We start from the raw sequence: 14,441 nt of genomic DNA, 5'->3' as shown, positions 1-14,441 counted from the left end.
CGCTCACTCCCGGAGCATCAGCCCGCCGTCGATGACCAGCTCGCTCCCCGTGGTCCAGGGGGCCCCCAGCAGGTGCACCACCGCTTCGGCCACCTCCTCGACCTTCCCGAGCCGTCCCAGCGGGTGCAGCGCCCCCAGCGTGGACAACTGGGCGGAAACCCTCCGCTCGAGCTCCTCTCCCGTGGGAGGCGTCTCACCAGGGCTCAGTCGCGGAGCGCGGACCATCTCCGTATCCACCACTCCCGGACAGACGGCGTTGGCCCGGATGCGCCGCGCGGCACCGGTCAAGGCGAGTGAACGCATGGCCGCCAGCATTCCCGCTTTGGCCGCGCTGTAGACGGCGCTGGTGGGCAGCGGACGCAGGGCCAGGGTGGAGGAGATGAACACCATGCCCCCACCGTCCTCCAGGACCGACAGGGCTTCCTCGCCCAGGCGCAGCGGGGCCACCAGGTTGATCTCGAGCTGGGCCCGCAGCGCGTCCTCGGAGATGTGGCCCGCCAGTTGGTGCTCCACCACCCCCGCCGAGTGGACCAGTCCGTCCAGCCCGCCCAGCGCCGCTCGTGCCCGCGACAGCAGCCCCTCGCGCTCGGAAGGGGAGGACAGATCGCAGGGCAGGGCCACCGCCTGACCGGGCCAGGCGCGCACCACCGCCTCCAGACGATCCGCCCTGCGCCCCGTCACCGCCACCCGGCCTCCCGCGCGCAGCAGCGCCTCGGCCACGGCGAGGCCCATGCCGCTCCCCCCGCCCGTCACCAGCACCTTCCGGGTGCCCACCGGGGGAGTGCTCACCATCGCTCGCCCTCCGCCTCGGGGGCGCTCGCCGCCGCCGGGTAGTAGGCGCGGCCCTCGATCGGCGCCAGCCCGCTCGTGGGTTCCGGCACCTCCACCTCGTCGTGGGGAATGAAGGCCGGGCGGTCCACGCACAGCACCGTCTGCTCGAGCGCCCTCGGGTTGTCGTAGCGGTGCGGGAAGTGTTTCGGCCACCGGAAGCCCGTTCCCGCCAGCACCGGCTTGCCTTGCAGCAGCAGCCCATGGCCCAGCACCAGCTCCGCCTCGCTCATCACCCGGTGCTCGTGCGTGGGGATGGTGCGGCCCGGGGCGACGCGCAGCCGGTAGATGCCCACGTGCTCGTCCTGGAAGACGATGTCCACCCGGCCGAAGGGCTTCTCCTCCGCCTCGTACTGGTACTCCTCCGCGGTACGGTGCACCCGCAGCGAGGCGAGCCCGGAGCGGCCCAGGGCCTCCGGCTTGGACAGCCGCAGGGTGACGGCCCGTATCTGGGCTCGCGCCATGTCCTCGGTGGGAGGAGCCAGGATGTAGCGGCAGAGGGCCTCGGCGGCCGTCTCCAGCATGCGGAAGTCAGCCGTCTCCAGGAGGAAGCGCAGCTCCCCGGACAGCCGCGCGTAGTCCACCGTGTCGCGGAGGCTTCCCTCCGTGGCGGACTTCCGGGTGTCCAGGTAGAGGGCCACGTCGAGCTCCAGCGGTTGCGGCGTGCCGCGCTCGGCGGGGTACACCCCGACGATGCACTGGACGGGCAGCTGGCGCAGCTCGATGACATCCAGCGGGCGGCCCCGGGCGTCTCGCGGGGTGGCCGAGAGGTCGTCGGTGAGAGGGCGGTTCATAGCTGGGCGCTCCGGGCTCCATCCACGGCGATCACCTGTCCGGAGATATAGGGCGCCTCGCGCGCCAGGAAGACCACCACCCGGGCCACGTCCTCGGGAGTGCCCTCTCGTCCAAAGGGGACTCGGGCGAGGTGGGCCTGGCGGGCGGCCTCGTCGAAGTGTTCCGGGAAGATCACCGTCCCTGGCGAGACGGCATTGACCCGCACCTGGGGTGCGAGCTCCACGGCCAGCGCCCGGGTGAGCATGATCAGCCCCGCCTTGCTGGCGGTGTAGTGGGCATAGTGGCTCTCGGCGCGCTCCGCGGCGATGTCGGTGAGGTTCACGACCAGGGAGCCAGGGGCCGCTCGCAGCGCCGGGAGCAGGGCCTGGGTGAGGAAGAAGGGCGCCTCCAGGTTGATCCCCATCATCCGGTGGTAGCGCTCCCGGGTGATGTCCTCGAAGGCCAGCCGCTCGAAGATGCCGGCGTTGTTCACGAGGACGTCGATGGCCGGGTGGGCCTCGCGCAGGGTCGAGGCCAGCGACTCCAACCCTCGTGGCGAGCCCAGGTCGGCGCGGTACACCGTGGCGGTGCGACCCAGGGCGCGGGCCTTCCGGGCGACCTCGTCCGCTCCCTCGGTCGACTGGTGGACATGCAGGGCCAGGTCGTAACCCGCCTCGGCCAGCGCCAGGGAGATGGCCTTCCCGAGCCGGATGCCCGCCCCGGTGACGACTGCTGTTGGCATGGTGTCTCCTTCGGGTGTTCCTCGGACCTGGGTATACAGGACGCCCGGGCTCCCGTAGGGAGAAGGATTGTGTGGCCACGGGTTGGGAGCATGGATAATGAGGGGCCGGAAACCACATGGACGCACGCATCGTTGAGTTCGCCGAGGTCCTCCGCCAGAACGGCGTGCGGGTGAGCACGTCCGAGGTCGCGGACGCGGCGCGGGCGGCCTCCGAGGTGGGGCTCCAGGACAAGGGCATCTTCCGCTCGGTGCTGCGGACCACGATGGTCAAGCGCGAGAAGGACGTGGACGTCTTCAACCGCGCCTTCGACTTCTACTTCTCGGGGGCGGCCAGGACGTTCGAGGCGCTCGACAAGTCGCTCGCGCAGCAGATCCAGGAGCAGGGCCTCATCGAGGGCGACAACCTCACGATGCTGCTGTTCCAGATGAACGACCTGTTCCCCGAGCTGTCCCCGCTGGCGCAGGCGGCGCTCATGGGGGATCGGGCACGGCTGGCGCAGATCTTCCGCTCGGCCACGCTGCAATTGGATCTGTCGCAGATGCGCAGCTCGATGCAGACGGGCTTCTTCTCGCGGCGGCTGATGGTGGCGGCGGGAATCGATCGGGCGCGCTCGGAGCTCAAGGCGCTCGAGGAGGAGCTGCGCAAGCGGGGCCTGCCGGCGGAGGGCGTGGAGATCGTCTCGCGGCACGTGGCCGAGCAGCTGCGCAAGGTGGAGGAGGCGGCGCGGCGCGAGGTGAAGCGCCAGGCCGAGGCGCGCATCCGCAAGCCCACGGGCGGGGTGGTGGACAAGCCGCTGCACCAGCTCAGCCAGGCCGAGGTGAACCAGATGGAGTCGGCGGTGAAGACGCTGGCGGAGAAGCTGAAGGCCCGGCTGATCCGCAAGCAGCGCTCGAAGCGGCGGGGGACGCTGAACGTGCGCCGCACGCTGCGCCGCAACCTGCCGTGGGGTGGGGTGCCCATGGTGCCCGTGTTCCGCGCCCGCCGCCCCGAGCGCCCCGAGGTCGTCGTCCTCTGTGACGTGTCGGACTCGGTGCGCAACGCGTCGAGGATGATGCTGCTCTTCACCTACACGCTGCAGTCACTCTTCGTGCGGGTGCGCTCGTTCGTCTTCGTGTCGGACGTGGGCGACGTGACGCAGTACTTCAAGGAGCAGGACGTGGACCGGGCCATCGACCTGGCCACCATGGGGCAGGCCGTGTCGCTCACGGCCAACTCCAACTACGGCCGCGCGCTGGCCACCTTCACGAGGGACCAGCTCGGCAGCATCACGCGCCGGACCACGGTGATGATCATCGGGGACGGTCGCAACAACTACAATCCGAACAATGCCTGGGCACTCAAGGACCTGAAGCAGAAGTGCAAGCGGCTGCTGTGGATCTGCCCCGAGGATCGCCCCAACTGGGGCTTCGGGGACAGCGAGATGCTCACCTATTCGAAGGAGTGCCACCAGACGGTGGTGGTGAACTCCGTGGCCGATCTGTCCCGCATCGCGGAGCAGCTCGTGCCCGCCTGAGAGACCGAACCATGCCCCCTTCTTCCTTCTTCGACGACCTCGAGGCCTCGCAGTCGCAGTCCGCCGGCATGGAAGCCGCCGACTCCAGGACGCTGCGGCTGGCCGCCCACCCCCTCACCGAGGCCGAGCTCCAATCGCTCGTCCGCTACCAGGAGGCCTTCCTCGCCCATGTCGAGCAGCCCTCGGCGGGGAAGGACGCGATCGTCACGGCGCACCAGCTCGGGATGCAGGCGTCCGGCCTGAAGGAGACGAAGGTGGTGGAGCTGGGCACCGCCATGCTGCGCGCCTACAGCGGCCAGCGCTGGACGGCGCGGAGGCTGCGGACCCGGTTGGCGGAGCTGGAGCAGCAGCCCGATGCCACCTCGACCGACAAGGCCGGGAGGATCCGCGACGAGCTGCGCCGCGTCGAGGACCTGGAGCCCCTGGCCCGGCGTTATGGGCAGGGGACGATCGACCTGCTGAACCAGCACGAGGAGCGGCTGGTCGACCTCCACGCCCGGATGCAGAAGGTCCTCAGCCGGGCGTGAGGCGCCCGCCTGGCCGCCCGCGGGGTTGTTGCAATCCGCCGGGCCCCATCGCATAAGAGCCCGTTCTCCGTACGGAAAGACCCATGAAGCGCTACTTCATCCACACCTTCGGCTGCCAGATGAACGTCAACGACTCGCTCCGGATGAGCGAGGTGCTCGGCAAGCTGGAATACCGGCCGACGCCGGTTCCGGAGGAGGCGGACCTCATCATCCTCAACACCTGCTCCATCCGCGAGAAGGCCGAGGACAAGATGCTCTCGGCCCTCGGGCGCTACCGCACGGTGAAGCTGGCCCGTGGAACGCTGCTGGGCGTGGGCGGGTGCGTGGCGCAGCAGGAGAAGGACAAGCTCCTCAAGAAGGTGCCCTACCTGGACTTCGTGTTCGGCCCGGACTCGATCGCCAAGCTGCCGGAGATCATCGGCCGGGTGCAGGGCGAGCGCGAGCGCGTGGTGGAGACGGCCTGGGTGGACTCGGAGGAGTACGTGTTCCCCCGGGCGGACCCGGAGACGAGCCGCGGCAAGGTGACCGAGTTCGTCACGGTGATGAAGGGCTGCGACAACGTCTGCTCCTTCTGCGTGGTGCCGCACACCCGTGGCCGCGAGGTGAGCCGGCCGTTCCCGGACGTGCTGGCCGAGGTGGCGGATCTGGCGAAGGTGGGCGTGCGCGAGGTGACGCTCATCGGGCAGAACGTGAACTCGTACCAGGGAGGCGTGAGCTTCGCGCAGTTGCTGCTGCGGACCGCGGAGGTGCCGGGGATCGAGCGCGTGCGCTTCACGACGAGCCACCCGCACGACCTGTCGGACGAGCTGATCGAGGCGTTCCGGGTGCAGCCGAAGATCTGCCCGCACTTCCACCTGCCGGTGCAGAGCGGGTCGAACCCGGTGCTCAAGCGGATGCGGCGCGACTACACGGTGGCCGAGTACATGGTGCGGCTGGAGAAGCTGCGCGCGGCGCGACCGGGCATCGCGATGACGACGGACATCATCGTGGGCTTCCCGGGTGAGACGGAGGAGGACTTCGCGCTCACGATGGAGCTGACGGAGAAGGTCCGCTACGACAACCAGTTCTCGTTCATCTACAGCCCTCGGCCGAAGACGGGAGCGGCGCTGCGGGAGAACGAGTGGGGTCCGGTGCCGCACGAGGTGAAGATCGAGCGGCTGGAGCGGCTGCAGAAACTCCAGCGGCGCATCAGCGGGGAGATCACCGCGGCGCTGGTGGGGCAGGAGGTGGAGGTGTTGGTGGAGGGCCCCTCGCGCTACAACCCGCTCAAGCGTTTCGGCCGTACGGCGGAGAACCGGACGGTGAACTTCGACGGTGACGCACCGGCGGGGGCGTTCGTGAAGGTGCTGGTGGAGAGCGCGACGCCCAACCAACTCGCGGGCAAGCAGATAGCGGTGCTGAGCCCGCCGACGGTGATGCCGGTCGCCGAGGCTCCGCAACCCGAGCCCACCTGCGTCGTCGCCTGAGCACCCACCACCCACCCTCCCTCTCCCTTCGGGAGAGGGTCGGGGTGAGGGTATCAGGCCCCTCGAGCTCCCCCTCCGTTCATCCTCTCCCCTGGAGAACCCATGGCCCTGCGCCGTTTCCGTGATCAAACCCCGCGAGTGCACCCGAGTTGCTTCATCGAGGACTCGGCGCAGGTCATCGGAGATGTGGAGGTAGGGGAGGACTCCTCGGTGTGGTTCAACTCGGTGCTGCGGGGGGACGTGAACGCCATCCGCATCGGCCAGAGAACGAACATCCAGGATCTGACGATGGTGCACGTGACGAGCAGCCGCTTCACGACGACCATCGGGGACGACGTGACGGTGGGGCACCACGTGGTGTTGCACGGGTGCAAGGTAGGCAACCGTGTCCTGGTGGGCATGGGAGCCATCGTCATGGACGATGTGGAGATTGGCGACGACAGCATCATCGGAGCCGGAACGCTGCTCACGCCGGGGACGAAGATTCCGCCGGGCTCGCTGGTGGTGGGCTCACCGGGCAAGGTGAAGCGGGGGGTCACGGACGAGGAGCGGGCCTTCCTGCTCGAATCCGCGAAGCACTACGTGCGGACGGCGGCGGACCACCGCGCCAGCCGTTAACGTGACGGCCGGGGGCGTGCGTGTTAGGACCACACCCCATGGAGGTCGCAGCCGTACTCAAGGCTTGCCCGCTCTTCAAGGATTTCACCGATGTCGGCATCCAGATCTTCGCCGCCATCGGGGTGCCGCGCGCCTTTCCGAAGGGGTCGGCGCTGTTCCTGGAGAACCGTCCTGGCGAGTCGCTCTTCATCCTCGGAGACGGAACGGTGCGGCTGAGCGCGCGCAACACCGGGGGCGAGGAGGTCACGCTCGGGGATGTGGGAGCAGGTGAGCCCCTGGGCGAGCTGGCCCTCATCCAGAAGGGCGAGCGCCTGTGCACGGCCACGGCGGTGACCGACGTGACGGCCGTGGAGATCCGCCACGCGGACTTCCAGAGGCTGACCGCGCAGAAGCCGCAGGCCTGCATGAAGCTGCTGATGGGGATCATCACCCACTTCAGCGGAAAGGTCCGCGAGAACCGTGAGACCATGAAGTCGCTCGTGGGCAAGACGTAACCCTCCCCCCCTTGCGCCCCGTGCTACCTTCTTCGCCGACGAAGCGAGGGAGGTTCACGATACCGGGCGGACGAGGGAGCGCTGGCTTGGAGGGCAGATCCAATTGCCAATGATGGGGCAGCCAGCCATAGGGGATACTGCGGGTCGCGGCTCGGGCCCGGAGTTTTGACGAGGCGCGCCCGGTTGATGCGTGGGCGCTGGAGACCCTGGCACGGCTAGCACCGGCCCGGCCTCCACTGCAGTGAAGAGGGAGACGAGACTCGCGTGCAAGAATTCCTCACCAACCTCCTGGGCAGCACCCATGGCTTTCTCGCCTATGCGGCCGTCTTCGGCGTGCTGGTGGCCTGTGGACTTGGCGTGCCCCTGCCGGAGGACATCTCGCTCATCCTGGGTGGGTTTCTGGCCCACAAGGGAGCGGCGAGCCTCCCGGCGATGATGTTGATTGGTTTCGCGGGCATCCTGGTGGGCGACAGCCTCATCTTCATGGCGGGTCGCCGTCTGGGGTCGCAGGTGGGCCGTTCTCCCACCGGCTTCTTCGCGCGGGTCGTCACGCCTGAGAAACGGGCGCGCGTGGAGGGGATGTTCGCGCTGCACGGGCAGAAGATCGTGATGATCGCCCGCTTCCTGCCCGGGGTGCGCGCGGTGACGTACTTCACCGCCGGCTCGGCGGGCATGTCCTACTGGCGCTTCATCTTCTGGGATGGCCTGGCGGCGTTGCTGTCGGCGCCGTTCTTCGTGTGGCTGGGCTTCCACTTCGGCGACAAGCTCGACTACGGCATCGAGCTGCTGAAGGACGGCCAGATGGTGGTGCTGGGTGGCCTGGTGGTGGTGGGCCTGGTGTTCTTCCTGTGGCGCAAGCGGATCGCCTCGGTGCGAGACGCGGCGCTCAAGGCGGCGGTGAAGGCCTCGCCGGTGCCGGCGCACCTGCTGACGGGCGCGACCGAGGCCTCGTCCGCGACGGCTCCCGTCTTCGAGATGGCGGATCAGCCCAAGGATCGTCTGCACGTCCGCGACTGAGGACGCTCCAATCCTCCAATTCCCACCCTCTCCCTCTCCCTTCGGGAGAGGGTCGGGGTGAGGGTATCCGTCCCCGTTCTCAAGTCCTGCCGAGCAACCGTTTCAACCAGCCCACCACGCCGAGTGGAGCGGCGGCCTCGTTGGAGGCCGCGGCCATGGCGGCGGGAAGGGAAACGGGAGGAATGGTGGGCCGCTTGGGCGCCGCGGTGGGGGTGGGCACCGTGGGAATGCCTCCGCGCGACGGCCGTCCCGGAGGTGACAGGGGAGGGCGCCCGGGGGGAATCGCGGGATGCGGAGCGCTCAGCCCCATCTTCGCGCGCACCTCCTCGGGCGTGTCACGGGTGCTGAAGATGCTCATGACCTCGGCGCCGCTGGTCTGCTCGCGGGCGATGACCTTGAGGATGCACTCGTTGTTCACCTCGAAGGTGACGGACACCTTCACCGAGCCACGAGGCCCCGGGGGCAGGTCGGAGATCTTCAGCGTGCCGAGGTACTCGTTCTCCACGGCTCGCTCCGAGTCGCCCTGGAGGATGATGACGTCGAGCTCCTGCTGATCATCCCGGCTGGTGGCGAGCTGGTAGCTCTTGGCGGCGGGCAGGGAGGTATTGCGCTCGAGCACGGGCTTGAAGCGGCCGCCGGGCAGGCCCACGCCGATGGCCATGGGCAGCACGTCGATGAGCACGACGCCCTCGAGCTGCCCCAGGCTGTGCGCGAGCAGCGCCGCGCCGAGGGCCACGGCCTCGTCCGGGTGGACGTTCTTGGTGGGCGCCTTGCCGAAGAACCAGGAGAGCTTCTCGTGGACGAGGGGGAAGCGGCTCTGGCCGCCCACGAGGATGATCTCGTCGATGTCCTTGGGGGCGAGGCCCTTGGCGTCGAGCACCTCGGCGCAGACCTGGAGGGTGCGATCGACGAGCTTCTCGGTGAGGTGGACGAGCATGTCCCGGGTGAGGGGCACGTCGAGATCGAACGGTTTGCCGTCGATCAGGGTGATGAAGGCGACATGGACGCGCACCTCGGAGCGCTCGGAGAGGGCGCACTTGGCGCGCTCGGCGGCGTCGTGGATGCGCTGCATGGCGACGCGATCGCCCTGGAAGGTGTGGCCGGTCCGCTGTTGGAACTGCTCGAGCAGGTACTCGATGATGGCATTGTCGAAGTCGATGCCACCGAGGAAGGTGTCGCCGCCGGTGGAGACCACCTCGTAGATGGAGTCGTTGAGCTCCAGCACGGAGGCGTCGAAGGTGCCGCCGCCGAGGTCATACACGAGCACGCGCTGGGTGAGCTTGCGGCCGTAGCCGTAGGCGAGCGCGGCGGCGGTGGGCTCGTTGAGGATGCGCTCCACGTGGAGGCCGGCGAGCCGGCCGGCCTCGCGCACGGCCTGGCGCTGGTTGTCGTTGTAGTAGGCGGGGACGGTGATGACGGCGCGGGAGACGGGCTGGCCGAACTGGTTCTGGGCGACCTCCCGCACCTCGCGGAGGATGAGCGCGGAGATCTGCTGCAGCGAGTAGACGCGATCCCCGAGCTTCACGGCGGCCTCGCCGTTGTCGCCGGGGGCGATCTCGTAGGCGAAGCGGTCCTTGATCTCCCGGACGATGGGGGACTCATAGGGACGGCCGACGAGCCGCTTGGCACCGTAGACCGTCTGCCGGGGGTTGGTGAGCATCTGCCCCTTGGCGGGGTGGCCCACCACGAGCTTGCCGCGGGTGTTGAGGGCGAGGATGGAGGGGACGGTGTTGTGTCCCTCGCGGCTGAGGAGGACGGCCGGCTTGTTGTTGCGCACGTAGGCGGCGCAGGAGTTGGTCGTCCCCAGGTCGATGCCGATGACGGGCCCGGTCCGCTTGGGCTCCTCGGTGGGGACCTCGAAGGCTGGGGCGCTCGGCACCACGGGCGTGGACGTGGAGATCCTCGGGGTGGGCACGGGGGGCGGAGCGGGACGGCTCGAGGCCACCACCGGGGCCACGGGCACCACGGGGACGGAAGGAGCAGCCGCCGGAGCGGGCGAGGGCGTGGCTACCGGTGCGGGCGCCGCGGACGCGGCTACGGGGATGGTGTCGGGCCACGGGGTGAAGGAGGGCCCGATCGGCGCCTCCGTCGGGGACGGAGCACTGGTGGGGACCGAGTCATCAGCCGGTCCGACTCCCGCCGGGAGTGGGGGAAGGGCTGACTGGGCGTGTGGCAGGGTGGCGACCGCGGAGTCGAGGAACCGCCGGGTCGGCGGGTCCATGTCGAGGAAGCGGAACCCCATGCCGGAGATGCCCTGGCCCGCCTGTCCGGTGACGAAGTGGATGACGGCCAGGCCATGGATGAGGCGGGAGCCATCGGCGAGCTTGAGATCCAGTGTGACTCGCGTGCCCGGAGGCTTCACCGACTTCGAGCGGAGGTAGAGACCTCCGAGGGTGATGTTGGCTCCGTACTTCGCCAGGAATTCCTCGGGGGTCGAGAAGGGCAACTTGACGACCAACCCGTTGGTTTCTCCCGAGGCTGTGGTGTGTGGCTGCGTCAAATGAAGGTCTCGTGACGACACAGAGGAAGGCGGTAGGGGATCCTACCATCATTCGCCTGTGTGCCAGGGGACCGGACGGCGCGGAGCCCGTTTTGATCATTGCGCCCCTGGTCCACACCCCTTATGGAAGCGACTTTACCGCGGGTGACCCCGCGGCCCCCCCCGGGAGCCCCCATGCTGACCTCCGAAGTCCGGCTCGCGCTGACTTTCGATGACGTTCTCCTGCAACCCGCGGAGAGCGCCGTCCTGCCCAAGGACGCCAACCTCACGACCCGGTTGACCCGCAACCTGCGGCTCAACATCCCGCTGCTGTCCGCGGCGATGGACACCGTCACCGAGGCCCGTACCGCCATCGCCATGGCGCAGGAAGGTGGCATCGGTGTCATCCACAAGAACATGACCCCCGAGCAGCAGTCGCTCGAGGTCATGAAGGTGAAGAAGTTCGAGAGCGGGATGGTGGTGGATCCCGTCACGATCGATCCGCAGGCGCCGCTGTCGAGGGCGCTCGATCTGATGCGGCAGCACAACATCTCGGGCATCCCCGTGGTGCAGGGCCGCAAGCTGGTGGGCATCGTCACCAGCCGCGACGTGCGCTTCGAGACGAACGTGCAGCAGAAGGTGGAGGCGGTGATGACGCGCAAGCTCATCACCGGCCGCGAGGGCATCAGCCAGGGCGAGGCCCAGAAGCTCCTGCACGAGCACCGCATCGAGAAGCTGCTGATCGTCGACGAGCAGTTCGAGCTCAAGGGGCTCATCACGATCAAGGACATCGAGAAGCACCGCACGCACCCGAACGCGGCCAAGGACGCCAAGGGCCGGCTGCTGTGCGCCGCCGCGGTGGGCACCTCGGCGGACCGCGAGGCCCGCATCGACGCGCTGATCCGCGCTGGCGTGGACGTGATCATCGTGGACACGGCCCACGGCCACTCGCTCAACGTGATCGAGGCCGTGCGCGACACGCGCAAGAACTTCAAGGGCTTCGAGCTGATCGCCGGCAACGTGGCCACGGCGGCGGCGACCCGGGCGCTCATCGAGGCCGGTGTGGACGCGGTGAAGGTGGGCATCGGCCCCGGCTCCATCTGCACCACGCGCGTGGTGGCCGGCGTGGGCGTGCCCCAGCTGACGGCGATCGACGACTGCGCGCGCGAGGCGGACAAGCACGGCGTGCCCATCATCGCCGACGGTGGCGTGAAGTACTCCGGCGACATCGTGAAGGCACTGGCCGCCGGGGCCAGCTCGGTGATGATCGGCTCGCTCTTCGCGGGCACCGAGGAGGCGCCAGGCGAGGTCATCCTGTACCAGGGCCGCAGCTACAAGAGCTATCGCGGCATGGGCTCGATGGGCGCGATGAAGCAGGGCTCCAAGGACCGCTACTTCCAGTCGGACGTGGACGCGGTGAAGCTGGTGCCCGAGGGGATTGAAGGCCGCGTGCCCTACAAGGGCAGCCTGGCGATGAACATCCACCAGATGCTGGGTGGGCTGCGCAGCGGCATGGGCTACGTGGGCTGCCCGACCATCGAGGATCTGCGCACCAAGGCGCAGTTCGTGCGGATCACCGCGGCCGGGCTCAAGGAGAGCCACGTGCACGACGTGATCATCACCGAGGAGGCGCCCAACTACCGGGTGGAGTAGGGCGCCCGAAGAGGGCTGGGGGGCGCGGCGGACTACTTGCCGCGCTTGCGGCCGCCGGCCTCCTCGCCTTCCGGATTGGAGGGGACGACGCGCTTCTCCGCGCTGCTCACACGGGAGAGCAGCTGCTCCTTGTCGTCCAGGTTGAGCGTCTCGATGGCCTGGCGCAGGGTGGCGAAGTCCAGCCGGGCCACCGTGACGGTGTTGCCGCCCTTGATCTCCTGCACGGTGGGCACGTTCACCAGCTCGCGCACGTAGGTCTCGAACTCGACCTTCACGTCCGCGGTCTGCTGGATGCAGTTCTCCCGGGCGGCCACCAGCTTCTCGCTGCCCTCCATGTAGTGGAGGTCCGGATTGCGGGCCAGCGCCTCCTCGAAGGTGGCGTTGCGCTTGAGCAGCGAGGAGAACAGCTCGCTGTAGCGCAGCACCCGGTCCGTCTCGGGCAGGTTGACGTTGCGGGCCTGATTGAGCGCCTCACCGGTGTCATCGCAGTGGACCTTGCCCAGCTCGGCGGCATCCGGGGTGTCGCTCATCTGCTTGAGCTGGGTCTCCCGATCCAGACGCTCTTCGGAGGAGATCTCCTTCACGCAACCGGTAGTGGACAGCAACAGGACGGTTGCAACGGCGGGCAGGCGCATCCGAGACCTCATCGAGCGGGACTTAATGGTTGATTTCCGAAAGTTTGTAGCGATAAGGCCCGCATCCGTCAACGCGCGCCCCCCTTGGAGAGTGTGGTGGACATTCACGCCGAGAAGATCCTGATCCTCGATTTCGGGAGCCAGTACACGCAACTCATCGCCCGCCGGGTGAGAGAGCTCGGCGTGTACTGCGAGATCCACCGTCCCGATCTGCCCGCGGAGGACATCCGCCGCTTCGCCCCTCGGGGCATCATCCTGTCGGGAGGGCCGGCCTCGGTGGAGGCGCAGGGCTCGCCGCGGTGTGATCCCTACGTCTTCGACGCGGGCCTGCCGGTGCTGGGCATCTGCTACGGACTCCAACTGATCTCCAAGCTGCTGGGCGGCCGGGTGGATCGGTCGGCGCATCGGGAGTACGGCGCCGCCGAGGTGGAGGTGCTGGCGGCCCGGGGCCCGCTCGCCGGTTTCCCCCTGGGAGAGCGGGTGAAGGTGTGGATGAGCCACGGAGATCGGGTGGACGCGCTGCCGCCGGACTTCGAGTCCATCGGCCGCAGCGGCAACTCGCCCTTCGCGGCGGCGGCCCACAAGAGCAAGCCCATCTACGGGCTGCAGTTCCACCCCGAGGTGGTGCACACCCCGATGGGCAAGGAGATGCTGCGCGCCTTCCTGTTCACCGACTGCAAGGTGAGCGGGAGCTGGACGATGAAGGGCTTCATCCAGGAGGCCGAGGAGGCCATCCGGCGCCAGGTGGGCGAGCACGGCCGCGTCATCTGCGGGCTGTCGGGTGGCGTGGACAGCTCGGTGGCGGCGCTGTTGCTGCACCGGGCGCTCGGCGCGCGGCTGCAGTGCATCTTCGTGGACAACGGCCTGCTGAGGCAGGGGGAGCGCTCGCAGGTGGAGGCGCTCTTCGTGGATCGCTTCCACGTGCCGCTGAAGACGGTGGATGCGCGGGCGCGCTTCCTGGAGAAGCTGGCCGGCGTCACGGATCCGGAGAAGAAGCGGAAGATCATCGGCCGCGAGTTCATCGCGGTGTTCGAGGAGGCCGCGCGCGAGGTGCAGGGCGCGGAGTTCCTGGCGCAGGGCACGCTGTACCCGGACGTGATCGAGTCCGTCTCGTACAAGGGCCCCTCGGTCACCATCAAGAGCCACCACAACGTGGGAGGGCTGCCGGAGAAGATGAACCTCAAGCTGGTGGAGCCGCTGCGCGAGCTCTTCAAGGACGAGGTCCGCGCGCTGGGCCGCGAGCTGGGGTTGCCGGACGAGATGGTGTCGCGGCAGCCGTTCCCGGGGCCGGGCCTGGCGATCCGGGTGCTGGGGGACATCACCGAGGAGCGGCTGGAGCTGGTGCGCCGCGCGGACGCGATCGTCCAGCAGGAGATCCGGGACGCGGGGCTGTACAAGGAGCTGTGGCAGGCCTTCGCGGTGCTGCTGCCGGTGCAGAGCGTGGGCGTGATGGGTGACGAGCGCACCTACGAGTCCACCTGCGTGCTGCGCGCGGTGACGAGCGTGGATGGCATGACGGCGGACTGGGCGCGGCTGCCGTACCCGGTGCTCGAGCGCATCTCCACGCGCATCACCAACGAGGTGCGCGGCATCAACCGCGTCGTCTACGACATCTCGTCCAAGCCGCCCGCCACCATCGAGTGGGAGTAGGCGCGGCGGGAAGGGCGAACACCAGAAGCACAAAGGGGCTGCCC

The 14,441-nt window shown here is 68.7% G+C and carries 13 protein-coding genes; 8 read left to right on the top strand and 5 right to left on the bottom strand.

Annotated features, from left to right (window positions below; genetic code table 11):
- Positions 1-3: 3 nt before the first annotated feature.
- From JRI60_RS27020 to JRI60_RS27010, 3 genes are read right to left on the bottom strand one after another with little or no spacing between them, the layout of a single operon-like run.
- Positions 4-792 carry an SDR family NAD(P)-dependent oxidoreductase gene (locus JRI60_RS27020; RefSeq protein WP_204218760.1) on the bottom strand — a complete coding sequence of 263 codons (789 nt, stop codon included), beginning with the start codon at positions 790-792 and terminating at the stop codon, positions 4-6.
- Positions 786-1,622 carry a dihydroneopterin aldolase gene (locus JRI60_RS27015; protein ID WP_204218759.1) on the bottom strand — a complete coding sequence of 279 codons (837 nt, stop codon included), beginning with the start codon at positions 1,620-1,622 and terminating at the stop codon, positions 786-788. Before JRI60_RS27015 ends, JRI60_RS27020 begins: the two co-directional genes overlap by 7 nt.
- On the bottom strand, positions 1,619-2,344 hold the full coding sequence (locus JRI60_RS27010; RefSeq protein WP_204218758.1) for an SDR family NAD(P)-dependent oxidoreductase: 726 nt from the start codon (positions 2,342-2,344) through the stop codon (positions 1,619-1,621). The genes JRI60_RS27015 and JRI60_RS27010 overlap by 4 nt, the downstream gene beginning before the upstream one ends.
- Before the next feature lie 116 nt (positions 2,345-2,460).
- Here JRI60_RS27010 and JRI60_RS27005 point away from each other — a divergent pair, with 116 nt between their 5' ends.
- The 6 genes from JRI60_RS27005 (at position 2,461) to JRI60_RS26980 (ending at position 7,980) form a co-directional block, all read left to right on the top strand.
- A complete protein-coding gene (locus JRI60_RS27005) occupies positions 2,461-3,858 on the top strand; it encodes a VWA domain-containing protein (RefSeq protein ID WP_204218757.1) in 1,398 nt (465 codons plus the stop codon).
- 11 nt (positions 3,859-3,869) lie between these two features.
- Positions 3,870-4,385 (top strand): hypothetical protein, encoded by a 516-nt coding sequence (locus JRI60_RS27000; protein WP_204218756.1) that lies wholly within the window; start codon positions 3,870-3,872, stop codon positions 4,383-4,385.
- A gap of 83 nt (positions 4,386-4,468) precedes the next feature.
- The gene (gene miaB / locus JRI60_RS26995; protein WP_204218755.1) at positions 4,469-5,851 is read left to right on the top strand and encodes a tRNA (N6-isopentenyl adenosine(37)-C2)-methylthiotransferase MiaB; all 1,383 of its coding nucleotides are present in this window, start codon (positions 4,469-4,471) and stop codon (positions 5,849-5,851) included.
- 102 nt (positions 5,852-5,953) lie between these two features.
- Complete coding sequence (locus tag JRI60_RS26990; RefSeq protein WP_204218754.1) at positions 5,954-6,469, top strand: gamma carbonic anhydrase family protein; 516 nt, start codon at positions 5,954-5,956, stop codon at positions 6,467-6,469.
- A 38-nt stretch (positions 6,470-6,507) separates the two neighbouring features.
- Entirely contained in the window at positions 6,508-6,963 is a 456-nt protein-coding gene (locus tag JRI60_RS26985; RefSeq protein WP_204218753.1) for a cyclic nucleotide-binding domain-containing protein, read from the top strand.
- A 264-nt stretch (positions 6,964-7,227) separates the two neighbouring features.
- On the top strand, positions 7,228-7,980 hold the full coding sequence (locus JRI60_RS26980) for a DedA family protein (protein ID WP_204218752.1): 753 nt from the start codon (positions 7,228-7,230) through the stop codon (positions 7,978-7,980).
- Between the two features lie 79 nt (positions 7,981-8,059).
- On the opposite strand, the gene JRI60_RS26975 is transcribed toward JRI60_RS26980, so the two are convergent.
- The gene (locus JRI60_RS26975; protein WP_239469747.1) at positions 8,060-10,438 is read right to left on the bottom strand and encodes a TIGR02266 family protein; all 2,379 of its coding nucleotides are present in this window, start codon (positions 10,436-10,438) and stop codon (positions 8,060-8,062) included.
- Positions 10,439-10,654: 216 nt separating this feature from the next.
- Here JRI60_RS26975 and guaB point away from each other — a divergent pair, with 216 nt between their 5' ends.
- Positions 10,655-12,112, top strand: a complete 1,458-nt coding sequence (guaB, locus tag JRI60_RS26970) for an IMP dehydrogenase (protein ID WP_204218750.1) — start codon at positions 10,655-10,657, stop codon at positions 12,110-12,112.
- A 32-nt stretch (positions 12,113-12,144) separates the two neighbouring features.
- Here the strand turns inward: guaB and JRI60_RS26965 are convergent, their stop codons facing one another.
- On the bottom strand, positions 12,145-12,747 hold the full coding sequence (locus JRI60_RS26965) for a hypothetical protein (protein WP_204218749.1): 603 nt from the start codon (positions 12,745-12,747) through the stop codon (positions 12,145-12,147).
- A gap of 96 nt (positions 12,748-12,843) precedes the next feature.
- Between JRI60_RS26965 and guaA the strand changes: the two genes are divergently transcribed.
- Positions 12,844-14,397 (top strand): glutamine-hydrolyzing GMP synthase, encoded by a 1,554-nt coding sequence (guaA, locus tag JRI60_RS26960; RefSeq protein WP_239469746.1) that lies wholly within the window; start codon positions 12,844-12,846, stop codon positions 14,395-14,397.
- Positions 14,398-14,441: the final 44 nt, after the last annotated feature.

Origin of the sequence: Archangium violaceum (genome assembly GCF_016887565.1) — a bacterium.
GTDB classification, from domain to species: domain Bacteria; phylum Myxococcota; class Myxococcia; order Myxococcales; family Myxococcaceae; genus Archangium; species Archangium violaceum_B.
Note: the sequence above shows the minus strand (reverse complement) of the source record. Positions and strands in the feature narration are given on the sequence as shown.

Bases quoted from the DNA above. Each gene is read 5' to 3' on its own strand.
- JRI60_RS27020 (WP_204218760.1), bottom strand. From the start codon at position 792: ATGGTGAGCACTCCCCCGGTGGGCACCCGGAAGGTGCTGGTGACGGGC.
- JRI60_RS27015 (WP_204218759.1), bottom strand. From the start codon at position 1,622: ATGAACCGCCCTCTCACCGACGACCTCTCGGCCACCCCGCGAGACGCC.
- JRI60_RS27010 (WP_204218758.1), bottom strand. From the start codon at position 2,344: ATGCCAACAGCAGTCGTCACCGGGGCGGGCATCCGGCTCGGGAAGGCC.
- JRI60_RS27005 (WP_204218757.1), top strand. From the start codon at position 2,461: ATGGACGCACGCATCGTTGAGTTCGCCGAGGTCCTCCGCCAGAACGGC.
- JRI60_RS27000 (WP_204218756.1), top strand. From the start codon at position 3,870: ATGCCCCCTTCTTCCTTCTTCGACGACCTCGAGGCCTCGCAGTCGCAG.
- miaB (WP_204218755.1), top strand. From the start codon at position 4,469: ATGAAGCGCTACTTCATCCACACCTTCGGCTGCCAGATGAACGTCAAC.
- JRI60_RS26990 (WP_204218754.1), top strand. From the start codon at position 5,954: ATGGCCCTGCGCCGTTTCCGTGATCAAACCCCGCGAGTGCACCCGAGT.
- JRI60_RS26985 (WP_204218753.1), top strand. From the start codon at position 6,508: ATGGAGGTCGCAGCCGTACTCAAGGCTTGCCCGCTCTTCAAGGATTTC.
- guaB (WP_204218750.1), top strand. From the start codon at position 10,655: ATGCTGACCTCCGAAGTCCGGCTCGCGCTGACTTTCGATGACGTTCTC.
- JRI60_RS26965 (WP_204218749.1), bottom strand. From the start codon at position 12,747: ATGCGCCTGCCCGCCGTTGCAACCGTCCTGTTGCTGTCCACTACCGGT.